The 18,026-nt window shown below is 66.6% G+C and carries 15 protein-coding genes and 1 pseudogene; 3 read left to right on the top strand and 13 right to left on the bottom strand.

Annotation, left to right across the window (positions count from 1 at the left end; genetic code table 11):
* The coding region (gene pflA / locus B4F19_RS05515; RefSeq protein ID WP_292733225.1) for a pyruvate formate-lyase-activating protein at positions 1-737 on the top strand (737 nt) is incomplete at its 5' end.
* Positions 738-860: 123 nt separating this feature from the next.
* On the opposite strand, the gene dxr is transcribed toward pflA, so the two are convergent.
* On the bottom strand, positions 861-1,934 hold the full coding sequence (dxr, locus tag B4F19_RS05510) for a 1-deoxy-D-xylulose-5-phosphate reductoisomerase (RefSeq protein ID WP_292733222.1): 1,074 nt from the start codon (positions 1,932-1,934) through the stop codon (positions 861-863).
* Between the two features lie 48 nt (positions 1,935-1,982).
* On the bottom strand, positions 1,983-2,933 hold the full coding sequence (locus B4F19_RS05505) for an FKBP-type peptidyl-prolyl cis-trans isomerase (protein ID WP_292733219.1): 951 nt from the start codon (positions 2,931-2,933) through the stop codon (positions 1,983-1,985).
* A gap of 188 nt (positions 2,934-3,121) precedes the next feature.
* Here B4F19_RS05505 and B4F19_RS05500 point away from each other — a divergent pair, with 188 nt between their 5' ends.
* The gene (locus B4F19_RS05500) at positions 3,122-3,838 is read left to right on the top strand and encodes a lysophospholipid acyltransferase family protein (protein WP_228177825.1); all 717 of its coding nucleotides are present in this window, start codon (positions 3,122-3,124) and stop codon (positions 3,836-3,838) included.
* 9 nt (positions 3,839-3,847) lie between these two features.
* Here the strand turns inward: B4F19_RS05500 and B4F19_RS05495 are convergent, their stop codons facing one another.
* Positions 3,848-4,330 (bottom strand): OsmC family protein, encoded by a 483-nt coding sequence (locus B4F19_RS05495; RefSeq protein WP_228177673.1) that lies wholly within the window; start codon positions 4,328-4,330, stop codon positions 3,848-3,850.
* Positions 4,331-4,381: 51 nt separating this feature from the next.
* Here B4F19_RS05495 and B4F19_RS05490 point away from each other — a divergent pair, with 51 nt between their 5' ends.
* Positions 4,382-5,371: an asparaginase gene (locus B4F19_RS05490; RefSeq protein ID WP_228177672.1), complete on the top strand. Its 990-nt coding sequence runs from the start codon at positions 4,382-4,384 to the stop codon at positions 5,369-5,371.
* Between the two features lie 12 nt (positions 5,372-5,383).
* Here B4F19_RS05490 and B4F19_RS05485 read toward each other — a convergent pair whose 3' ends face one another.
* The 10 genes and pseudogenes from B4F19_RS05485 to B4F19_RS05440 all read right to left on the bottom strand — a co-directional run.
* A complete protein-coding gene (locus B4F19_RS05485) occupies positions 5,384-8,182 on the bottom strand; it encodes an FtsK/SpoIIIE domain-containing protein (RefSeq protein ID WP_292733216.1) in 2,799 nt (932 codons plus the stop codon).
* A 95-nt stretch (positions 8,183-8,277) separates the two neighbouring features.
* Positions 8,278-9,054, bottom strand: a complete 777-nt coding sequence (locus tag B4F19_RS05480) for a PP2C family protein-serine/threonine phosphatase (RefSeq protein ID WP_228177670.1) — start codon at positions 9,052-9,054, stop codon at positions 8,278-8,280.
* A 106-nt stretch (positions 9,055-9,160) separates the two neighbouring features.
* Positions 9,161-11,182, bottom strand: a complete 2,022-nt coding sequence (locus tag B4F19_RS05475; protein ID WP_292733212.1) for an ABC transporter ATP-binding protein — start codon at positions 11,180-11,182, stop codon at positions 9,161-9,163.
* Complete coding sequence (locus B4F19_RS05470) at positions 11,179-12,912, bottom strand: ABC transporter ATP-binding protein (protein ID WP_292733209.1); 1,734 nt, start codon at positions 12,910-12,912, stop codon at positions 11,179-11,181. Before B4F19_RS05470 ends, B4F19_RS05475 begins: the two co-directional genes overlap by 4 nt.
* Positions 12,913-13,095: 183 nt before the next feature.
* Entirely contained in the window at positions 13,096-13,785 is a 690-nt protein-coding gene (locus B4F19_RS05465) for a DUF5684 domain-containing protein (RefSeq protein ID WP_292733206.1), read from the bottom strand.
* A gap of 110 nt (positions 13,786-13,895) precedes the next feature.
* Positions 13,896-14,648, bottom strand: a complete 753-nt coding sequence (locus tag B4F19_RS05460) for a YaaA family protein (protein WP_292733203.1) — start codon at positions 14,646-14,648, stop codon at positions 13,896-13,898.
* Between the two features lie 127 nt (positions 14,649-14,775).
* Positions 14,776-15,036 (bottom strand): F0F1 ATP synthase subunit epsilon, encoded by a 261-nt coding sequence (locus tag B4F19_RS05455; protein ID WP_228177666.1) that lies wholly within the window; start codon positions 15,034-15,036, stop codon positions 14,776-14,778.
* Positions 15,037-15,038: 2 nt separating this feature from the next.
* The gene (gene atpD / locus B4F19_RS05450; protein WP_228177665.1) at positions 15,039-16,487 is read right to left on the bottom strand and encodes a F0F1 ATP synthase subunit beta; all 1,449 of its coding nucleotides are present in this window, start codon (positions 16,485-16,487) and stop codon (positions 15,039-15,041) included.
* Positions 16,488-16,510: 23 nt separating this feature from the next.
* Complete coding sequence (locus B4F19_RS05445; protein ID WP_292733200.1) at positions 16,511-17,407, bottom strand: F0F1 ATP synthase subunit gamma; 897 nt, start codon at positions 17,405-17,407, stop codon at positions 16,511-16,513.
* Positions 17,408-17,429: 22 nt separating this feature from the next.
* Positions 17,430-18,026, bottom strand: a pseudogene (locus B4F19_RS05440) (F0F1 ATP synthase subunit alpha); the annotation flags it as partial.

Here is an 18,026-nt window from a genome sequence, read left to right as displayed (position 1 = left end):
CCCGCGCCGGCGAGGTGGGAAGCGTCCACTCCTGGGAGCTGGTGACCGCCGTCGACGGGCCAGGTACCCGGATGACCCTGTTCCTCTCCGGATGTCCGCTGCGCTGCCAGTACTGCCAGAACCCTGACACGTGGCTGCAGAAGGATGGAACGCCGACCACACTCGCCGAGATCGTCACACGCATCCGCCGCTACGCCGGTGTATTCCGGGCCACCGGCGGCGGACTGACAATCTCGGGCGGCGAACCGCTGCAGCAGTCAGCCTTCGTTGCCCGCATCCTCCACGAAGCGGCAGCGGAAGGCATCCACACCGCCATCGACACGTCGGGCTACCTGGGCCGCAACGCGTCCGACGCGATGCTCGATGACGTGAGCCTCGTGCTGCTGGACGTGAAATCCGGCATCCCCGAGACCTACCGCACGGTCACTGGACGCGAGCTGCAACCGACGATCGACTTCGGTGACCGCCTTGCCGCGCGGGGGCTTCCCACCTGGATCCGCTTCGTTCTCGTGCCTGGACTCACTGACGCCGAAGACAACGTCGACGCCGTCGCCGAGATCGTCTCGCGGTGGTCGAATGTTGAGCGCGTCGAGGTTCTCCCCTTCCACCAGATGGGCGCATCGAAGTGGGACCGCCTGGGGCGCGCCTACAGCCTTGCCGAAACCCGCGCCCCCGAGCCAGAGCTGATCGAACGCGTGCGCGGCCAGTTCCGCGCCCGGGGCCTGATGACCTACTGACCGCCCCTCCCCCTCCCCCTCTGGGCGCGAACCCACACCCCCGGCCGCGAACCCCCACGTTCTCGCGCGCGACTCCTGTGGGTTCGCGCCGAGACCTGTGGGTTCGCGCGACGAGGAGGCGAGCTACAGGAGCTCGGCCGCTGTGCGCCGCGCCCAGTCTTCAGCGTCTGCAAGACTCTCTCGGGTCAGGGCGGCGGGGGGCTCGTGGGCCTCGACGACCCGCTCGACGGTATCGAGGATGCCGAGGAATCCGATCCTCCCGTCGTGGAAGGCATCCACAGCCACCTCGTTTGCAGCATTGAAGACCGCCGGATACGTTCCGCCGGCGCGACCCACACGCTTTGCCAGCTCGACTGCCGGAAAGGCCGTGTCCTCAAGCGGCTCGAAGCTCCAGGTGGTCGCGGTGCTCCAGTCGATGGGGAGGCCCACTCCAGCGCTGCGATGCGGCCAGTCAAGACCGAGCGAGATCGGCAGACGCATATCGGGCGGGGATGCCTGGGCGATCGTGGAGCCATCACTGAACTCCACCATCGAGTGGACGACCGACTGCGGGTGCACGACGACCTCGATTTGCGCGTACGGCACGTCGAACAGCAGGTGCGCCTCAATCACCTCGAGTCCCTTGTTGACCAGGGTCGCCGAGTTCGTGGTCACCACGCGCCCCATGTTCCAGGTCGGATGTGCCAGCGCTTCGGCGGGTGTGACCGTCCGCAGCGCATCACGGGAGCGGCCCCGGAACGGCCCGCCCGATGCGGTCAGCACGAGTCGGCGGACCTCTGACCGTTCGCCCGAGCGCAGCGCCTGCGCGATAGCCGAGTGTTCGGAATCCACCGGCACGATCTGGCCGGGACGCGCGAGCGCGGTGACCAGCTCTCCTCCGACGATCAGCGACTCCTTGTTGGCGAGCGCGAGAGTTCGCCCCTCCTCAAGAGCCGCGATGGTCGGGCCGAGGCCAACCGAACCCATGATGCCGTTCAACACGACATCGGCCTCGACGTCACGGACCAGCTGCTCTGCCTCGTAGATGCCGACAGCCGTACTCTCGACACCGAACTCGCGGGCCTGCGCCTCGAGCACGTCGCGTTGGCTCCCGGTCGCCAGACCCACGACATCGAAGCGATCTCGGTTCCCCCGAATCACATCGAGGGCCTGCGTGCCGATCGAGCCGCTGGAACCAAGGATGATGACGCGGCGCATGCGCTCAGCCTATCGAGGGCCTCGCGATGCGCCGCGCCAGGGTAGCTCTCAGCCGGCCGCAGGCTCGCTGGAGATGATCTCCACGACGAACACGAGCGTCTCGCCTGCCAGTGCATTGGTGTTGGTCACCGACGCTTCGCCATATCCACACAGGGGCGACATCGAAACGAGGACCGTCGAGCCGACCTTCTGCCCCTCGAGCGCCCGCTGGAAGCCGGACACGACCTGTGTCGTCTGGAACGTCGCGGGAGAGCCCTTCTCCCAGCTGGAGTCGAAGACGCTCCCATCGCTCCACTTCACCCCGGTGTAGTTCACCGTGACGCTGTCGCCGGGCTCGACGACAGCGCCGTCACCTTCGATGAGCACGTCGACGACAACACCACTGGGCGGGTCCGATGCCGGGATCGCGATGGCGGGAGCACCGCTCTCGTCGAACGTGACGGTCGGCATGGCCGTGTCAGCGTCCACGACCTGGCACCACTGATCAGCTGGCGTCACCTCGAGCACATCCAGCACATAGATCTGCGCCGCTGTTTCACCCTGCCCCGGAACTGCCAGAACGATCCGCGAACCCTGCGTGGCGCATCCGAAGAACTCGTCGATGCCCGTGCCGGCTTCCACCGGGATCGGGGCCAGCGGGGCAGAGTCGTCATATCCGGCCGAATCCACCTGCGCTCCCGTGTCACCGTCGAAAACGGTGAGGGCGTACGAAACATATGCGCCGTCTGTCAGCGCCGCTCCATCGCCCGTGATGGCGACGGACCGCTGCATCCCGTCAACGGCGATCGGTGTCGAGAAGGATGCGGTAGGAACTGTTCCGAAGTCTCCCTCCACCGTCACGGACTCGGAAACCGGGCCGGACTCGGCAGCTGCGGCGCACAGTCCGCCGTTGCCGGCGGTGGATGCCGTTGGGTCGCTCTCGGAGGCGGAAGTACAGCCTGCCAGAAGAAGGGCCGCGGTCGCGGCGACGGTCAGGGCGAGAAGGGAACGTGAGCGCACAATGGTCCTCTGCTGTGGGCGGAGCCCCCATCCTTTCGCACAATTCCTCTGTCTCTCCTGGGAATCGCGAGCCCGGCGCCATTCCGATCGGGGAATGAAACCGACGGTAACCTCGACGGGTGACCGTCGAACCCACCGCTCGCACGAACGCGGAGCCCCCCGCCGACGGCAACACGACCCGTCGCCGCATGGGCATCACGTATGCGCTCGGACGTACGGTGATCACGCCGCTTGCCCGCCTGATCTATCGACCCCGTGTCGAGGGCAAGCATCTGGTGCCCCGAAGCGGACCAGTCATCTTCGCGAGCAACCATCTCTCGTTCATCGACTCGATCGCCATCCCTGTCGGCGCGCCGCGGCGGGTTCACTTCCTGGCGAAGTCGAGCTACTTCGAAGGCTCGGGCTTCTCAGGATGGGCCTCGCGGCAGTTCTTCACCTCCATCGGCGCGATACCCGTTCGCCGCGGTGCAGGTCAAGCAGCCCTCGACGCCCTGGAGCAGCAGCGCGCTCTTCTCGAGGAGGGAAGCGCCGTCGCGCTGTATCCGGAGGGCACGCGCTCGATGGACGGACGCCTCTACAAGGGGCGCACGGGGGTCGCCTTCCTGGCGCTCCAGACCGGCGCACCCGTTGTTCCCGTGGGGCTCATCGGCACCGACAAGGTCATGCCGAAGGGAGCCACGATGCCCTCCCCGAAGCACCGCATCACTGTCAAGTTCGGTCAGCCGCTGGATCTGTCCCATCATGGCGACTCGTCATCCGGTCGCGCCCGCCGCGGCGCAACCGATGAGATCATGGCCGCGATCCACGCGCTGTCCGGGCAGGAACTCGCGGGCGCGTACAACGAGGTTCAGCCCCAGTCGCCGATCGAACGCATCAAGCAGGTACTCCCGCACGAGCGCCGCTGACTCCCCGGCTCAACCGTCGATTCCCGCCACGAGCGTCGTAGGACGGTGGTGGACGGGAAAGTTGACCGAGTTCGCGATGAAGCACCACGTGTTGGCCTGCTGATGCGCAGCCTCGGCGGCGGCCCGCATCGACTCGTCCGCTACCGTCACAACCGGATGCAACGTCACCTCGCGGAAGCTCCCCCCACCGTGACCGTCTTGCACCATGACTCCGGTAGCGGTGTCTCGGTAAGCGACGACCACGACACCCGCTTGGACTGCCGCGTGCAGGTAGGACAGCAGGTGGCACTCGCTGAGGGAGGCGACGAGGAGATCCTCGGGGTTCCACCGCGATGGATCCCCCCGAAACGGCTTGTCGCTCGAGGCGAGAAGATCCGGCTTTCCCTCGATCCGCAGGGTCACGTCTCGGGCATAGTCCCGATAGCCCGCCGTGCCGACGCCACGGTTGCCGGTCCATTCCGCCCGGACGATGTAGTCGTGTTCACCCAGCATGGGGCAAGTCTGACACCTGCTCGGGGTCAGTGGCCCGGATAGGCTGTTCGAGTGCCTGAGACCCTCCCTGTTGCTGCTGCCGTCGAGCTCGCGCGGGTGGAACGAGGCGGATTCGTGGAATCCCGCCATGCCGGCGCGGCGATCGTCCTGAACCCCGAGGGTCAGGCCATCGAGCGGCTCGGCGACACCGACGCACCCATCCTTCCGCGGTCATCTTTGAAGCCGATCCAGGCCCTGGCGTGCCTTGCCGCGGGCGCGCAGCTTGCTGACGAGACGCTGGCGCTCGCGACCGCCAGCCATGCCGGAACCGACCGGCACGTCGCAGTGGTCCGTGACATTCTCGACGCTGCCGGGCTGGACGAGCGCAGCCTTCAGTGCCCGCCCGCGTGGCCATCCGACACGGCGACACGAGATGCCCTGGTCCGCGCCGGAGGAGAGCCCGAGCGGCTTCGTATGAACTGCTCGGGCAAGCACGCGGCAATGCTCGCGGCGTGCGTCGCACAGGGGTGGGACCTTGCCACCTACCTCGACCCCGAGCATCCGCTGCAGGTTCAGATTCGCGAACTCGTCGAGCGGCTGACCGGCGAGCGTGTTCAGGCATCGGTCATCGACGGATGCGGCGCTCCGGTGTTCGCCCTCACTCTGTCGGGCCTTGCCAAGGCAGCGCACCGGATCGGCGGTTCTTCGGAGCGGTCGCCGTTCGCGCTGCATCGCAACGCGGCAGCGCTGGTCGGGGCAGTGCGCCGGCATCCCTGGACGATTGACGGCCCAGGACGGGCCGACACCATCGCGATCGAACAGACGGGAGTCTTCGCGAAGGGGGGTGCCGAGGGCGTGATGATCATGGTCGCGCCGGATGGGACGACGGTAGCCCTCAAGATGCTCGATGGCTCCGCCCGGGCCTCGTCCATCGTCGCGCTGCGTCTTCTCGAGCGAACTGGCGCACTGAGCGCCGCCGACGTCTCACGCGCGCGGGAAGAGCTGCCCCTGCGGGTACGCGGCGGCGAGCGCGACGTCGGCATGATCTCCCCTGCGTTCTGATCGTCATCCGCATCATCCGAGCCGCACCCGACTGACCTCCCGCCCGGGTTCGAGGAGCCATCCGCGCAGCGCGCCGGGAAGACACAGGGGAGGAAGCTCTCGTCGCCCGGTGAGGATGCGGTACTCCGCCGCACACGATGGATCGACCAGAAGAGGACCCTGCGCGCGCAGGGTGGTCAGCGTCGTCCAGAACCTCTGCCACTGCTCGGGTTCAGCGCGCACGACGAGCGAGCGTCCAGGCTCCAGCGCCTGCGGGCTGCCTCCGGCGAGCGCGTGATCGGGTCCCGTGACCACCACGTCACGAGCCAGCCACTGCTCCTGGATGCGCTCAGCGCCGGGGGTGGCGCGCGTAACCCAACACGTCAGTCCGGCCGGCGGTCGCCAGGTTGACTCGTTCGGCACCCTCACCCCTCGAGAAGCAGTTTCGGCCTGGAATACCTGCACGAGCGTCCCGTCGAGTCGTCCTCGACCCGCCGAAGCTGTGGGATCACAGTGGCCCGGCACCCCGCCGGCAGAAAGGTAGTCGCTGCGCTGGGAATGGCGAAGCAGCAGGCGATGCGGCAGGAGATCGGCGACGCGAGCAATCGGCCCCGCGAGACGTTCCAGCCCGAGCAGGAACGGATGTCCCTCCCCGGACGAGCGGGCTATCGTTTCGAGGAGGCCTGCTGCGACATGGGCGTACTCCGACGGGAGCGCCGCCAAGACCGCGTCGGCGTCATCGACCACGACAGCGCCGCGCCGGGTAACGGCGACACGGTTCAGGACGTCCCAGGCTCGCTCGAGATCATCGGAATCGACCCAGGCCTCGACCTCGCCGATCTGGGCCGCGACAGTCTGCAGCGCAGTCGTCACGCCCGATCCGGCGGCTCCGACGACGCACAGGCCCCGAACTGATCTCGCGATCCCGACGGGTTCCTGTCGCTGCAGATGCGGCTCATCGGCGAGCCCGATGAGAAGCGTGTCGTCGTTCCTCCCGCCCGGAAGTGCCACCGTGACCGGGAGGGGCTCGAGCCAGGGCGCCTGTACCGGTGCGGCCTCGGAGCGGGCAGCGATTCGCGACACGAACTCGTCTCCCACCAGCGCGACGCGAATCGGCACCGGCCTGTGGTCTGTCGCGCGTCTGACGAGGGCGCTCCCGGCGCTACGCACGCCGGCAGGCACCCGACAGCCGCTGTCATCTCCGAGCATGAGGCGACTATCGGCAACATCGGCGGCCCGGAGAACAACGCGCAGCAGACAATTGGCCAGAAGCGCCTCACGAAAGACCCCGGTGGCGCGCTGCGTGCCCAAGATCACGTGGATGCCCAGCGCTCTTCCCCGCGCGGTGAGATCAATGAACAGGTTCGCAAGCTCGCTGTGAGAACTCAGTAACGCGGCGAACTCGTCGACGACCACGACCAGACGCGGCAGATCCGCAGCCCCCTCGGCGATATCTCGGACTCCGGCTGCCGCGAGCACGCCCTCACGCCGCCGCACCTCAGCGCGCAGGCTCTCGATCCCTCGCGTTGCCGCAGCCTCGTCGAGATCGGTCAGAACACCGGTGACGTGCGGGAGTCTCCGGAGCGATGAGAACGCTGTGCCTCCCTTGAAGTCCGCGAGGACGAAGACCACATCCTCTGGGCTGTAGTGCGCGGCCAGCGAGGCGACCCACGTTCGCAGTAGTTCGCTCTTGCCGCTGCCTGTCGTACCGACGACCAGCGCGTGCGGCCCGTCGCTGACGAGGTCGAGGCAGAACGCGCTCGCATTCGAGGTCCCGATGACGCTCACAAGGCTTCGAGCACCCGCTCCGGGCTCGGACGCTCGGTGCGGCTCGACCAGACCGTCCAGCGCGAGCTCGCCACTGTCCATCGCTGTCCGCGAGATCTTTTCGCGCAGGGAGCGAGCCAGAAGGCTCGCTTGGAACTCGGAGAGCATCTGTGGGCGAATCTCGAGACTGTCTTCACCGGTGTCCACTGTCGCGTGCGCCGATCCGGTAGCTCTCTGACCGAGCACAACCCGAACTCCGGCGCCACCTCCCCGCCCGATGAGGATCGAGGCATCAACCTCCCCGACGGGGCCGTCCCACCCACTTGAGACATCCAGCGCGATCCGGTGCTGCCCGGGTGTGAACCGATGCGGGAGTTCCTCGACCCACGAGAAACCACCCGGAAGGTCCCCGGTGATCTCAAGATCACCGGGCGGATGGACCAGACACAGTTGGACGAGCATCGCGCGCACCGCCCCAGCAACAAGTGGCTCGGGTCCGACCACGGCGAGGCTGCCGCGCAGCGGCACAGTCGCGGGGGCATCCGGCATCGTCAGGTTCGGCGTGCCGGCAGTTCGCGCGGCGACCTCGGGCGCGAACTCAGCCCGAAGGTCGGACACGTGCTCGGCGGCCACCGTGATCGGTATGTCGCCGCTTCCCAGCACGAGGTGGCCTTGGCGACCCTCGACCTCCCGCCACACCTCTTCCGGATTCTCCAGGAGCCGGCGGATGTCGGGCCAGGCTCGCCATGCACGGTCGCGACGACGGACGACCTCCTTTTCGATCGCCGCGCTCAGCGAGGCAGAGTCCGCCTCGGCTACAGCATCATCCCGGCGCCGCGCACGCCGTGCCGCCCACACGCGGTCCCCGAACCCCGCCACCGCCATCATCGGCGCGAGGGCAGCGAACCACAGGCTCAACACGGATCCGGTCACCGCCCACAGCGCCACTGCCCCGAGCACCGGCACCGCCGTCGCAAGGATCGGAAGACCGGTCGCGGCACGAGCGGGGGCGCGCAGCTTCGTTACGGGGGACAGGCGCTGCGCGGTTCCAGACGGTGAACGCATCACCCCAGCCCATCACCCGGATCGGCGCGATCGCGCTACCGGGCCCACCGTCGCGCCCGAGCGGAGCGATCGCCGCGTTGGGGAGGAACGGAACCTCAGGCCCCCGGAACGCGGGCGACGTTTACAACGACGATCGAGATGTTGTCGCGCCCGCCGTTCTCCAGCGCAGCATCCAGCATCGCCTCAACTGCCGCCGCCGGCTCGGGATGTTCGGCAAGGAAGTGCTGGATGCCGAAGTCAGTGAGCTCCTTGGTCAGCCCGTCAGAGCAGATGACGAACCTGTCGCCATCGACCACGTCGAGGCGGACGTAGTCGGGGGTGACGCTCTCACTGGGTCCGAGCGCCCGCGTTATGACGTTTCCGTACGGGTGGTTCTCTGCCTCTTCCGGGCTCAGTCGCCCGGAGGCGATGAGCTCCTGGACGACCGAGTGGTCAGTCGTGACCTGCACAATCGCGCCATCGCGAAGCAGATAAACGCGAGAGTCCCCGATGTTCAGGGCAACCCAGGATGCCTCGGCGCCCGAGACGTCAAGGAACAGCCCGGTCACGGTGGTGCCGGTCGCCTCGTCGGTTGCCTCCGGACGAGCGGCGATGTCTTTCACCGCGCGCGCGAGGGCCTTCTCGATCGCCTTGGTGGAGACGGAGCCGGTGTCGGCCACAGCGTGGAGGCGTTCGACAGCGCTCGCGCTGGCGATCTCGCCACCGATGTGACCACCCATTCCGTCGGCGACGATGAACAGGGGGAACTCCGCGAGGACGGCATCCTGATTGACCTCACGCCGACGGCCCGTGTCTGTCACCGCGGCCCAGGCGAGCTCGAGGCGATCGCGTGCCAGGTCAACGGTGCGGGAATGGGCGGAAACCTCGGCCACGCGACCCTTTCCTCGTCGTTGTCGGTGCCGGCGCGAGGCACCGACCGTCACATACTAATCGAACGTCAGACACGGGGCGGGGACGTGCGGCGGTGGTGGCGTGCAGTCACTCGCGTCCGACCGGTTCTGCCCCCTCGTCGGCGGGGGCTTCGAACTGAGCGTTGTAGAGCGCCCAGTAGGCCCCCCGCGCGCGCAGCAACTCCTCGTGCGTCCCCTGTTCGACGATCGCGCCGGCTTCCATGACCAGGATGAGGTCGGCATCTCGAATCGTCGAGAGACGGTGCGCGATCACGAACGAGGTCCGGTCGCGCCGCAGGCTGGACATGGCGCGCTGGATCAGGAGTTCGGTGCGGGTATCGACCGACGACGTCGCCTCATCGAGGATCAGGATGCGCGGATCAGCGAGGAAGGCTCGCGCGATCGTGACAAGCTGCCGCTCACCCACCGACAGATTCGTCGCCTCGTCGTCGAGCACGGTGTCGTATCCGTCCGGGAGCGCATGGACGAATCGGTCCACGTATGCCGCCGAGGCCGCCGCCACCAGCTCTTCCTCGCTCGCTTCCGGCCGGCCGTAAGCGATGTTCTCCCGGATCGTGCCCGCGAACAGCCACGTGTCCTGCAGCACCATGCCGGTGCGCGCCCGCAGGTCATCGCGCGTCATCCGTCGCGTATCGAGGCCTCCGTCTGGAAGCCCCGCCGCGGTGTCGAGCAGGATGCCGCCCTCATCCACGTCGTAGAAGCGCATGACGAGGTTGACAAGCGTCGTCTTTCCCGCACCCGTGGGTCCGACGATCGCGACCGTGCTCCCGGATGCCGCGCGCAGAGTCAGGTCATCGATGAGCGGCGTGTCGGCGACATAGCGGAAGGACACGTCGCGGAACTCGAGAGTGCTCGCGTCGCTCGGCACGGTCTCGGCTGGCTCGGGATCGTCGGTCTGCTCGGGCTCGTCGAGCAGTTCGAAGACCCGCTCGGCGCTGGCTACCCCCGACTGCAGCAGGTTCGCCATGGATCCGAGTTGGCTCAGGGGCTGTGTGAACTGCCGCGAGTACTGGATGAAGGCCTGCACGTCTCCGATCGAGAGCATTCCCCCGGCGACCTGCAGCCCGCCGACGACCGCGATCGCGACGTAGACGAGGTTACCGATGAACATCATGGCGGGCATGATGATTCCCGAGAGGAACTGCGCGCCGAAGCTCGCCCGGTACACCTCTTCGTTCTCGGCGGCGAAGTCGGTCTCGGCCTCACGCTGGTGCCCGAACACCTTGACGACCGAGTGCCCCGAGAAAGTCTCTTCGATGCGGGCATTGAGGACGCCAGTGGCCCGCCACTGCGTCACGAAGAGGGCCTGTGAACGGCGCGCGACCAGGACGGTGACGACGATCGTCAGCGGAATGGTGACCAGCGCGATGACCGCTAGAAGCGGCGAGATCACGAACATCATGACGAGCACGCCGATCACGGTCAGGAGCGAAATCACGACCTGCGACAGTGTCTGCTGGAGGCTCTGGCCGATGTTGTCGACGTCGTTGGTGACGCGGCTCAGCAGCTCGCCCCGCTGGACGCGGTCGAAATACGACAGCGGCAGGCGGTGGATCTTCTGCTCGACCTCGATGCGTAGGCGGTGCATCGCGCGCTGGACGACGCCGTTCAGGATGCGGGCCTGCAGCCAACCGAACAGGCTCGCGCCCACATACACGGCGAGCACGAGCAGCAAGAGTTGGCCAAGGGCTGCGAAGTCGATACCCGCACCCGGGGTGAAGGTCATCGTCGAGAGCAGGTCAGCCTGCTCCTGCTGACCGTTCGCGATGAGCTGGTCCATGATCTGCTGCTGCGTGGTCCCCGGGGGAACATCCGAGAATTGCAGCGACACGAAACCAGCGAAAACGAGGTTGGTGCCCTCCCCCAGGAGCTTCGGCCCGATCACCGACAGTGCCACCGAAAAGACGCCCAACACGATAACGACGACCAGGAGCGCGTTCTCTCGGCGCAGATGCGCGAGCAGGCGCTTCGCGCTCGCGCCGAAATTCTGCGCCTTCTGCACGGGCATCCCCATCCCGCGTCCCATGGGGCCGCCCCCCATCGGACCGCGCGCGGGAGCTGCACCTGCAGCGGGACGAGGCGCGCTCATGCCGCTGCCTCCGCCGAGAGCTGGGAATCGACGATCTCGCGGTAGGTCTCGCACGTCCCCACGAGCTCATCGTGTCTACCGATGCCGACGATCCGACCGTGGTCGAGCACCACGATCTGATCGGCGTGCTGAATCGTCGACACTCGCTGGGCGACGATCAGGCGCGTAGCGTCAGGAAGTTCGGTGTCGAGGGCTCGGCGAAGCGCGGCATCCGTTCGCAGATCGAGGGCCGAGAACGAGTCGTCGAAGATGAAGATCGGCGGGTTCTTCACGAGCGCTCGCGCTATCGCGAGGCGCTGTCGCTGCCCACCCGAGACGTTCGTGCCCCCTTGCGCGATCGGTGCCTCGAGTCCCAGGGGGAAGGACTCGACGAACGAGCGCGCCTGCGCCAGCTCCAGGGCACGCCACAGACTTGCGTCATCGGCGGCGGCATCGCCGTACCGCAGGTTCGAGGCGACGGTTCCGGAGAACAGGAACGCCCGTTGCGGGACCAGCCCGATCCGCGCCCACAGTTCATCGGGATCGTGCGAGCGCACGTCGACACCATCGACACGCACCTCCCCCGCCGTCACATCGAACAAGCGCGGCACGAGCCCGATGAGCGTCGACTTGCCGGCCCCGGTCGATCCGATGATCGCTGTCGTCGTGCCCGGCTCGACCGTGAAGGTGATGTCGTGAAGCACCGGATCCTGCGCACCCGGGTAGGCGAAGTCGACGTGCGAGAATTCGACCCGGCCGCGCGGCGCGGGGGCTGCCACGGCGACGGCGGGAGGCTCAACCGAGGGTTCCGTGTCCAGGACCTCGCCGATCCGCTTCGCGCAGACCGCGGCACGGGGGATCATGACGAACATGAACGTCGCCATCATGACACCCATGAGGATCTGCATGATGTAGGTGAGAAAGGCGAAGAGGGTTCCGATCTCGACGCCGTCGTTTTGCACCTGGAAGGCGCCGAACCAGATCACCGCAACGCTCGAGACATTGAGCACGAGCATGACAACGGGAAACATCAGCGCCATGAGGTTGCCCGCGCGAAGTCCTGTCGCCATCACATCGCGGCTCGCGACGTCGAAGCGCTGACGTTCGTGGTCTTCGCGGACGAAGGCGCGAACGACACGGATGCCGCTCAGCTGCTCGCGCATGATCTGATTGACGCGGTCGATCCGCTGCTGCATGACCGTGAACGCGGGAACCATTCGCACGACGATGAGTGAAACCAGGATCAGCAGCACAGGCACCGCTACCGCCATGAGCCACGACAGGCCGGGGTCCTGGCGAATCGCCATGATCACCCCGCCGATCGCGAGCATCGGGGCCGAGACCATCAGCGTCGCCGAAACCTGCACGAGCATCTGCACCTGCTGCACGTCGTTCGTGTTGCGCGTGATGAGAGACGGCGCGCCGAAGCTCCCGACCTCGCGCTGCGAGAACGCGACGACGCGGTGGAAGACATCGGCCCGCAGGTTCTTGCCCATTCCCATGGCAAGTCGCGACCCGAAGTACACGGCGATGATCGCGCACACGACTTGCACGAGCGAGATGACGAGCATGAGACCGCCGGTCGACCAGATGTAGGCGATGTCGCCGGTCACCACACCGTTGTCGATGATGTCAGCGTTCAGAGTCGGAAGCAGCAGCGATGCGATCGACTGAGCAAGCTGAAACACGATGACCGCGATGATGAGCGGCCACGCGGGTCGCAGGTATCGCACCAGGAGGGTCCAGAGCACGAGGAGGTCCTTCCACCGAACGGACGGTCGGCTCCCCGCGGACACGTCCTCGCTGACGCTACGCCCGGCATCCTGCGGCAGGCAAATCACTCGGCTGCGCCGTCAGCGAACGGCCGAGATTGCAACAGCCGAACGTGTGAGAGGCCCCCACCGTGCGGTGGGGGCCTCTGGGGTCAAGCGGGATTAGGCCTTGGGCTCTTCGGGCGCTGCGGGCGGCTCCGGGCTTGCCGGGGGCTGCGGTGCAGCAGCGGGAGGCGCGGCAGGGGGTGCGTATCCGGTCGGCGGAGCCGGCGGTGCCGCGTAGCCGGCTGCGGGGCTGGTTGCCGGGTTCGCGGGGTAACCACCGGCCGGAACCTGCGAGGGGATGCCGTCCCAGTTCGTACGGTCTCCCAGGAACCCGTTGCCCGCCCAGGGCGCGGCCGGGATCGCCGTGTTCCAACGCGACTTGTCGAAGGCCGCGATACCGAGCCAGACGATCGAGAGGAAGAAGTAGAGAATGAGCCAGACTGCCTCTTTCTGCAGCTTGAGGCCAACGCGCCAGGCAGCGAGCAGCGTCAGCACGAACGCGGCGAGGCCGATGAGCTGGCCGATGACGGGGATCCAGCCGAGCAGGATCGCCGCACCGATCGCGTAGAGGAGCAGCCAGGGGCTGAGGTCGCCGAGCTTGAGGAAGATCATGCCGTTGTAGACGGGCACCCACGCGCGCCACTTGCCCTGCACGCCAGCCTTGTCGAAGATCCTCATCAAGAAGAACGAGGTCAGGACGTAGCCCGCTGCGGCAAAGATGATCCAGAAGAAGGCGAAGAAGATCAGCAAGCCGATCGACGCGCCGTCGTTGTAATAGACGACCGAGGCGCCTACGTTTTCGAACATGAACGTTCCTCCCGAACGGTCAGGACTCGCACCTCGAGCCGGTGCGCGACGGGGCACTCGCCCGCTGCACCACATGCTAGCGATCCTTGAGCGTAGCTGTCAGCAGATTCTCAGCGTGGGGGCAAGATGAGCGTCATGACGTCGCCGTCGGGGGCCGTCTCGAACCCGGCGTCGCTCGCCCATCTCACGAACTGCGCTGTGTCCGCGAGGTCGGCGCTGGACTCCGCGAGAGCGCGGGTGAGCCGGCCCTTAGCGGCTTTGTTGAAGTGATTGAGCGCTCGCGTCTGCCCGTCCGGAGCCCGCGTCAGGACTCGCACGTAGGCGCTCCGCCCGACCGGTGCAGCCCCGAGCGCAACGTAGGCCTCGGACCTCAGGTCGAGCACAAACCCGCGGGTGTCACGGGCGAGCGCTGCCGCGACGGGAGCGGCCCAGAGGCGCCGCTGCGAGGCGAGGCCGGGAAGACTGATGCCCGCACCCAGCCGGTAGGACGGAATGGGGTCCAGAGCACCGACCAGGCCGAAAGGCGCGGAATGGATCACGACATGGTCGCCGAGCCAGCGCCTGGCAGACGAGTCGAGACTCGAGGCATCCAGAGCGTCGAAAAGCACTCCCGTGTACCTGTCGATCGCCGGCATCGTCGGGGAGGTGCGCAGCGACCGGTTCGTTTCGATCTCGCCGCGCTGCTTCGGCCCGAGCTTCAGGACCTTGGCTGCGGCATCCGGGTCATCGCTCAGCCGCACCAGCGCGTCGATCACCGACTCGCGGATCGGCGTGAGTTCAGAAAACGCCAGACGGGATGCATCCCACGGCGCACCCTCTCCGCCTGGTCGCTTCGTCTCCGAGGGAGGCAGCAGGATCAGCACCGCATCTCCTCACCGAGAAAGGCGAAATCGCCGAGGTAGGACGGATGACGATGCATTCGTCCTACCTCGGCGATTCTTCCTACGCCCGTTCAACGCGGCCGAGGCCTACGCCGGACGGACGCTGATGTCAGGCGACGAGAGCAGCGTTGCCGGCCACGATCGTGACGACATCGCTCTCGATGGAGAGGAAGCCGTCCTGAGCGTTCGCGACGACCTTGCTGCCGTCATCCTTCGTGATGCGCACCTGGCCCTCGGCGAGGATCGCGAGCACCGGCTCGTGACCCGCCATGAAGCCGATCTCACCCTCGACGGTCTTCGCGACGACGAGGGATGCCTCCCCCGACCACACTTCGGCGTCGGCGGAGACGAGGCTGACGTGCAGCGGCATGATCAGCCGTTCTCCTTCTGGATCTGCGCCCAGCGCTCTTCGACGTCGGAGATGCCACCCACGTTGAAGAACGCCTGCTCGGCCACGTGGTCGAAGTCGCCCTTGACGATCGCGTCGAACGACTCGATCGTCTCCTTGATCGGAACCGTGGAGCCCTCGACACCGGTGAACTTCTTGGCCATGTAGGTGTTCTGCGAGAGGAACTGCTGGATGCGGCGCGCACGCGACACGACGACCTTGTCCTCTTCGGAGAGCTCGTCGACACCGAGGATCGCGATGATCTCCTGCAGTTCCTGGTTCTTCTGCAGGATCTGCTTCACCGCGGTTGCCACACGGTAGTGGTCTTCACCGACGTACCGCGGGTCCAGGATGCGGCTGGTCGAGGTCAGCGGGTCGACCGCGGGGTACAGACCGCGCGAGGCGATCGCACGCGAAAGCTCGGTGGTCGCATCGAGGTGGGCGAAGGTCGTAGCCGGCGCTGGGTCGGTGTAGTCGTCGGCGGGGACGTAGATCGCCTGCAGCGAGGTGATCGAGTGACCGCGCGTGGAAGTAATGCGCTCCTGGAGCACACCCATCTCGTCGGCGAGGTTCGGCTGGTAACCCACAGCGGAGGGCATGCGGCCGAGAAGCGTCGAGACCTCGGAACCTGCCTGCGTGAAGCGGAAGATGTTGTCGATGAACAACAGCACGTCCTGCTTCTGCACGTCACGGAAGTACTCGGCCATCGTCAGCGCCGAGAGCGCCACACGAAGACGGGTCCCCGGCGGCTCGTCCATCTGACCGAAGACGAGGGCGGTCTTGTCGAAGACACCTGCCTCTTCCATCTCGTGGATCAGGTCGTTACCCTCACGGGTACGCTCACCGACACCGGCGAACACCGACACACCACCGTGGTCCTGCGCAACACGCTGGATCATCTCCTGGATGAGGACGGTCTTGCCGACGCCCGCACCACCGAACAGACCGATCTTTCCACCCTGCACGTAGGGGGTCAGCAGGTCGATGACCTTGATGCCGGTCTCGAACATCGTCGTCTTGGACTCGAGCTGGTCGAAGGCCGGCGCCTTGCGGTGGATGCCCCACCGCTCGGTAATCTCGATCTTCTCGCCCGGCTCGGCGTTGAGGACCTCGCCGGTCACGTTGAACACGTGGCCCTTGGTCACGTCGCCGACCGGCACCGAGATCGGGCCGCCCGTGTCACGGACTTCCTGACCACGGACGACACCGTCGGTGGGCTTGAGCGCGATGGCGCGGATGAGGTCGTCGCCAAGGTGCTGTGCGACCTCGAGGGTCAGCTCGCTGGACTCGCCCTCGATCGTGATCGTGGTGGTCAGCGCGTTGTAGATGTCGGGGATCGAGTCATGCGGGAACTCGATGTCGACGACGGGGCCGGTGACGCGCGCGACGCGGCCGACGACCGCGGTCTTCTCGGCGGTTGCGGTGGGAGTCATGGTCATTCTCTTTCGTGTCAGGTCTACTTGCCCGACGCCAGAGCGTCGGCGCCGCCGACGATCTCGGCGATCTGCTGCGTGATCTCGGCCTGTCGCGCGTTGTTGCGCAGGCGGGTGTAATCGGTGATGAGCTTGTCGGCGTTATCGCTCGCGGATTTCATGGCCTTCTGGGTCGCGGCGTGCTTTGCCGCCGACGACTGAAGGAGGGCGTTGAAGACGCGGCTCTGGATGTACACCGGCAGCAGCTGGTTGAGCACCGTCTCGGCATCCGGCTCGAACTCGTACAGCGGGTACACCTGAGCGGATGCTGATTCCTCGGCCTCGACGACCTCGAGCGGCAGCAGGCGGACCTGCTCGGGGCTCTGGGTCATCATGCTGACGAAGCGGTTGTAGACGAGATGGATCTCATCGACGCCACCCTCGTCGCCGCCACGGTCGTACGCATCCAGCAGGCTCGCTGCGATCTCTTCAGCGGTGTGGAAGTGCGGCGTGTCGGTGTCGCCCGTCCACTGCGCGACGCTTGCCATCTTGCGGAACTGGAAGTACCCGACCGCCTTGCGGCCGACGAGGTAAAAGACTGGTTCCTTGCCCTGCTCACGCAGCAGCTGCGCAAGCTCGAGACCCTCTCGGAGGATCTGCGAGTTGAACGCGCCAGCAAGACCGCGGTCCGAGGCGAAGATCACCACGGCCGAGCGCCGGATGACCTCACGCTCGGTCGTCAGCGGATGCTCGACGTCGGAGTACGTGGCCACGGCGGTAACCGCCTGGCTGACCGCCCGCGTGAACGGCTGCGAGGCCCTCACCCGGGTCATCGCCTTCTGGATGCGCGAAGCAGCGATGAGCTCCATCGCCTTCGTGATCTTCTTCGTGGTCTGGGCAGAAGAGATCTTCTGCTTGTAGACCCGGAGTTGTGCGCCCATGGTTTATCGCCCTCGCGCGCCCTTAGCGGCGACCCTTGACGATCTTCTCCTGGTTGACGTCATCTGCCTCAGCGGCACCGACTTCTTCGTGGCCGGGCTTGGAGATCGCCTGACCCTTGCCGGAGCGGAACTCCAGCACGAAGTCGTCGACGACCTTCTCGAGCTCGGCGACGGTGTCGTCATCCAGCACGTTGGTTTCGCGTAGACGGTCGAGGATCGTCGTGTTGCGGCGCAGGAAGTCCAGCAGCTCCCGCTCGAAGGGCAGCACATCTTCGACCTCGATCGTGTCGAGCTTGCCGTTGGTGCCGGCCCAGATCGAGACGACCTGCTCCTCCACCGGATACGGCGAGTACTGCGGCTGCTTGAGCAGCTCAGTCAGGCGCGCACCTCGGGCGAGCTGGCGACGGGATGCCGCATCCAGGTCGCTCGCGAACATCGCGAACGCCTCCAGCGAGCGGTACTGGGCGAGCTCGAGCTTGAGCGTTCCCGAGACCTTCTTGATGGACTTGACCTGAGCGTCACCACCGACACGCGATACCGAGATACCTACGTCGACCGCGGGACGCTGGTTCGCGTTGAAGAGGTCGGACTGCAAGAAGATCTGGCCGTCGGTGATCGA

The sequence above is a fragment of the Microbacterium sp. UBA1097 genome, assembly GCF_002313585.1.
Taxonomy (GTDB): Bacteria; Actinomycetota; Actinomycetes; order Actinomycetales; family Microbacteriaceae; genus Microbacterium.
The sequence above is the reverse complement of the archived record's forward strand: the minus strand, read 5'-3'. Positions and strand labels throughout refer to the sequence as shown.

Excerpts from the sequence above, each read along its gene's own strand:
- dxr (WP_292733222.1), bottom strand. The coding sequence starts at position 1,934 with ATGCGCCGCGTCATCATCCTTGGTTCCAGCGGCTCGATCGGCACGCAG.
- B4F19_RS05500 (WP_228177825.1), top strand. The coding sequence starts at position 3,122 with ATGGGCATCACGTATGCGCTCGGACGTACGGTGATCACGCCGCTTGCC.
- B4F19_RS05495 (WP_228177673.1), bottom strand. The coding sequence starts at position 4,330 with ATGCTGGGTGAACACGACTACATCGTCCGGGCGGAATGGACCGGCAAC.
- B4F19_RS05485 (WP_292733216.1), bottom strand. The coding sequence starts at position 8,182 with ATGCGTTCACCGTCTGGAACCGCGCAGCGCCTGTCCCCCGTAACGAAG.
- B4F19_RS05475 (WP_292733212.1), bottom strand. The coding sequence starts at position 11,182 with ATGAGCGCGCCTCGTCCCGCTGCAGGTGCAGCTCCCGCGCGCGGTCCG.
- B4F19_RS05465 (WP_292733206.1), bottom strand. The coding sequence starts at position 13,785 with ATGTTCGAAAACGTAGGCGCCTCGGTCGTCTATTACAACGACGGCGCG.
- B4F19_RS05455 (WP_228177666.1), bottom strand. The coding sequence starts at position 15,036 with ATGCCGCTGCACGTCAGCCTCGTCTCCGCCGACGCCGAAGTGTGGTCG.
- atpD (WP_228177665.1), bottom strand. The coding sequence starts at position 16,487 with ATGACTCCCACCGCAACCGCCGAGAAGACCGCGGTCGTCGGCCGCGTC.
- B4F19_RS05445 (WP_292733200.1), bottom strand. The coding sequence starts at position 17,407 with ATGGGCGCACAACTCCGGGTCTACAAGCAGAAGATCTCTTCTGCCCAG.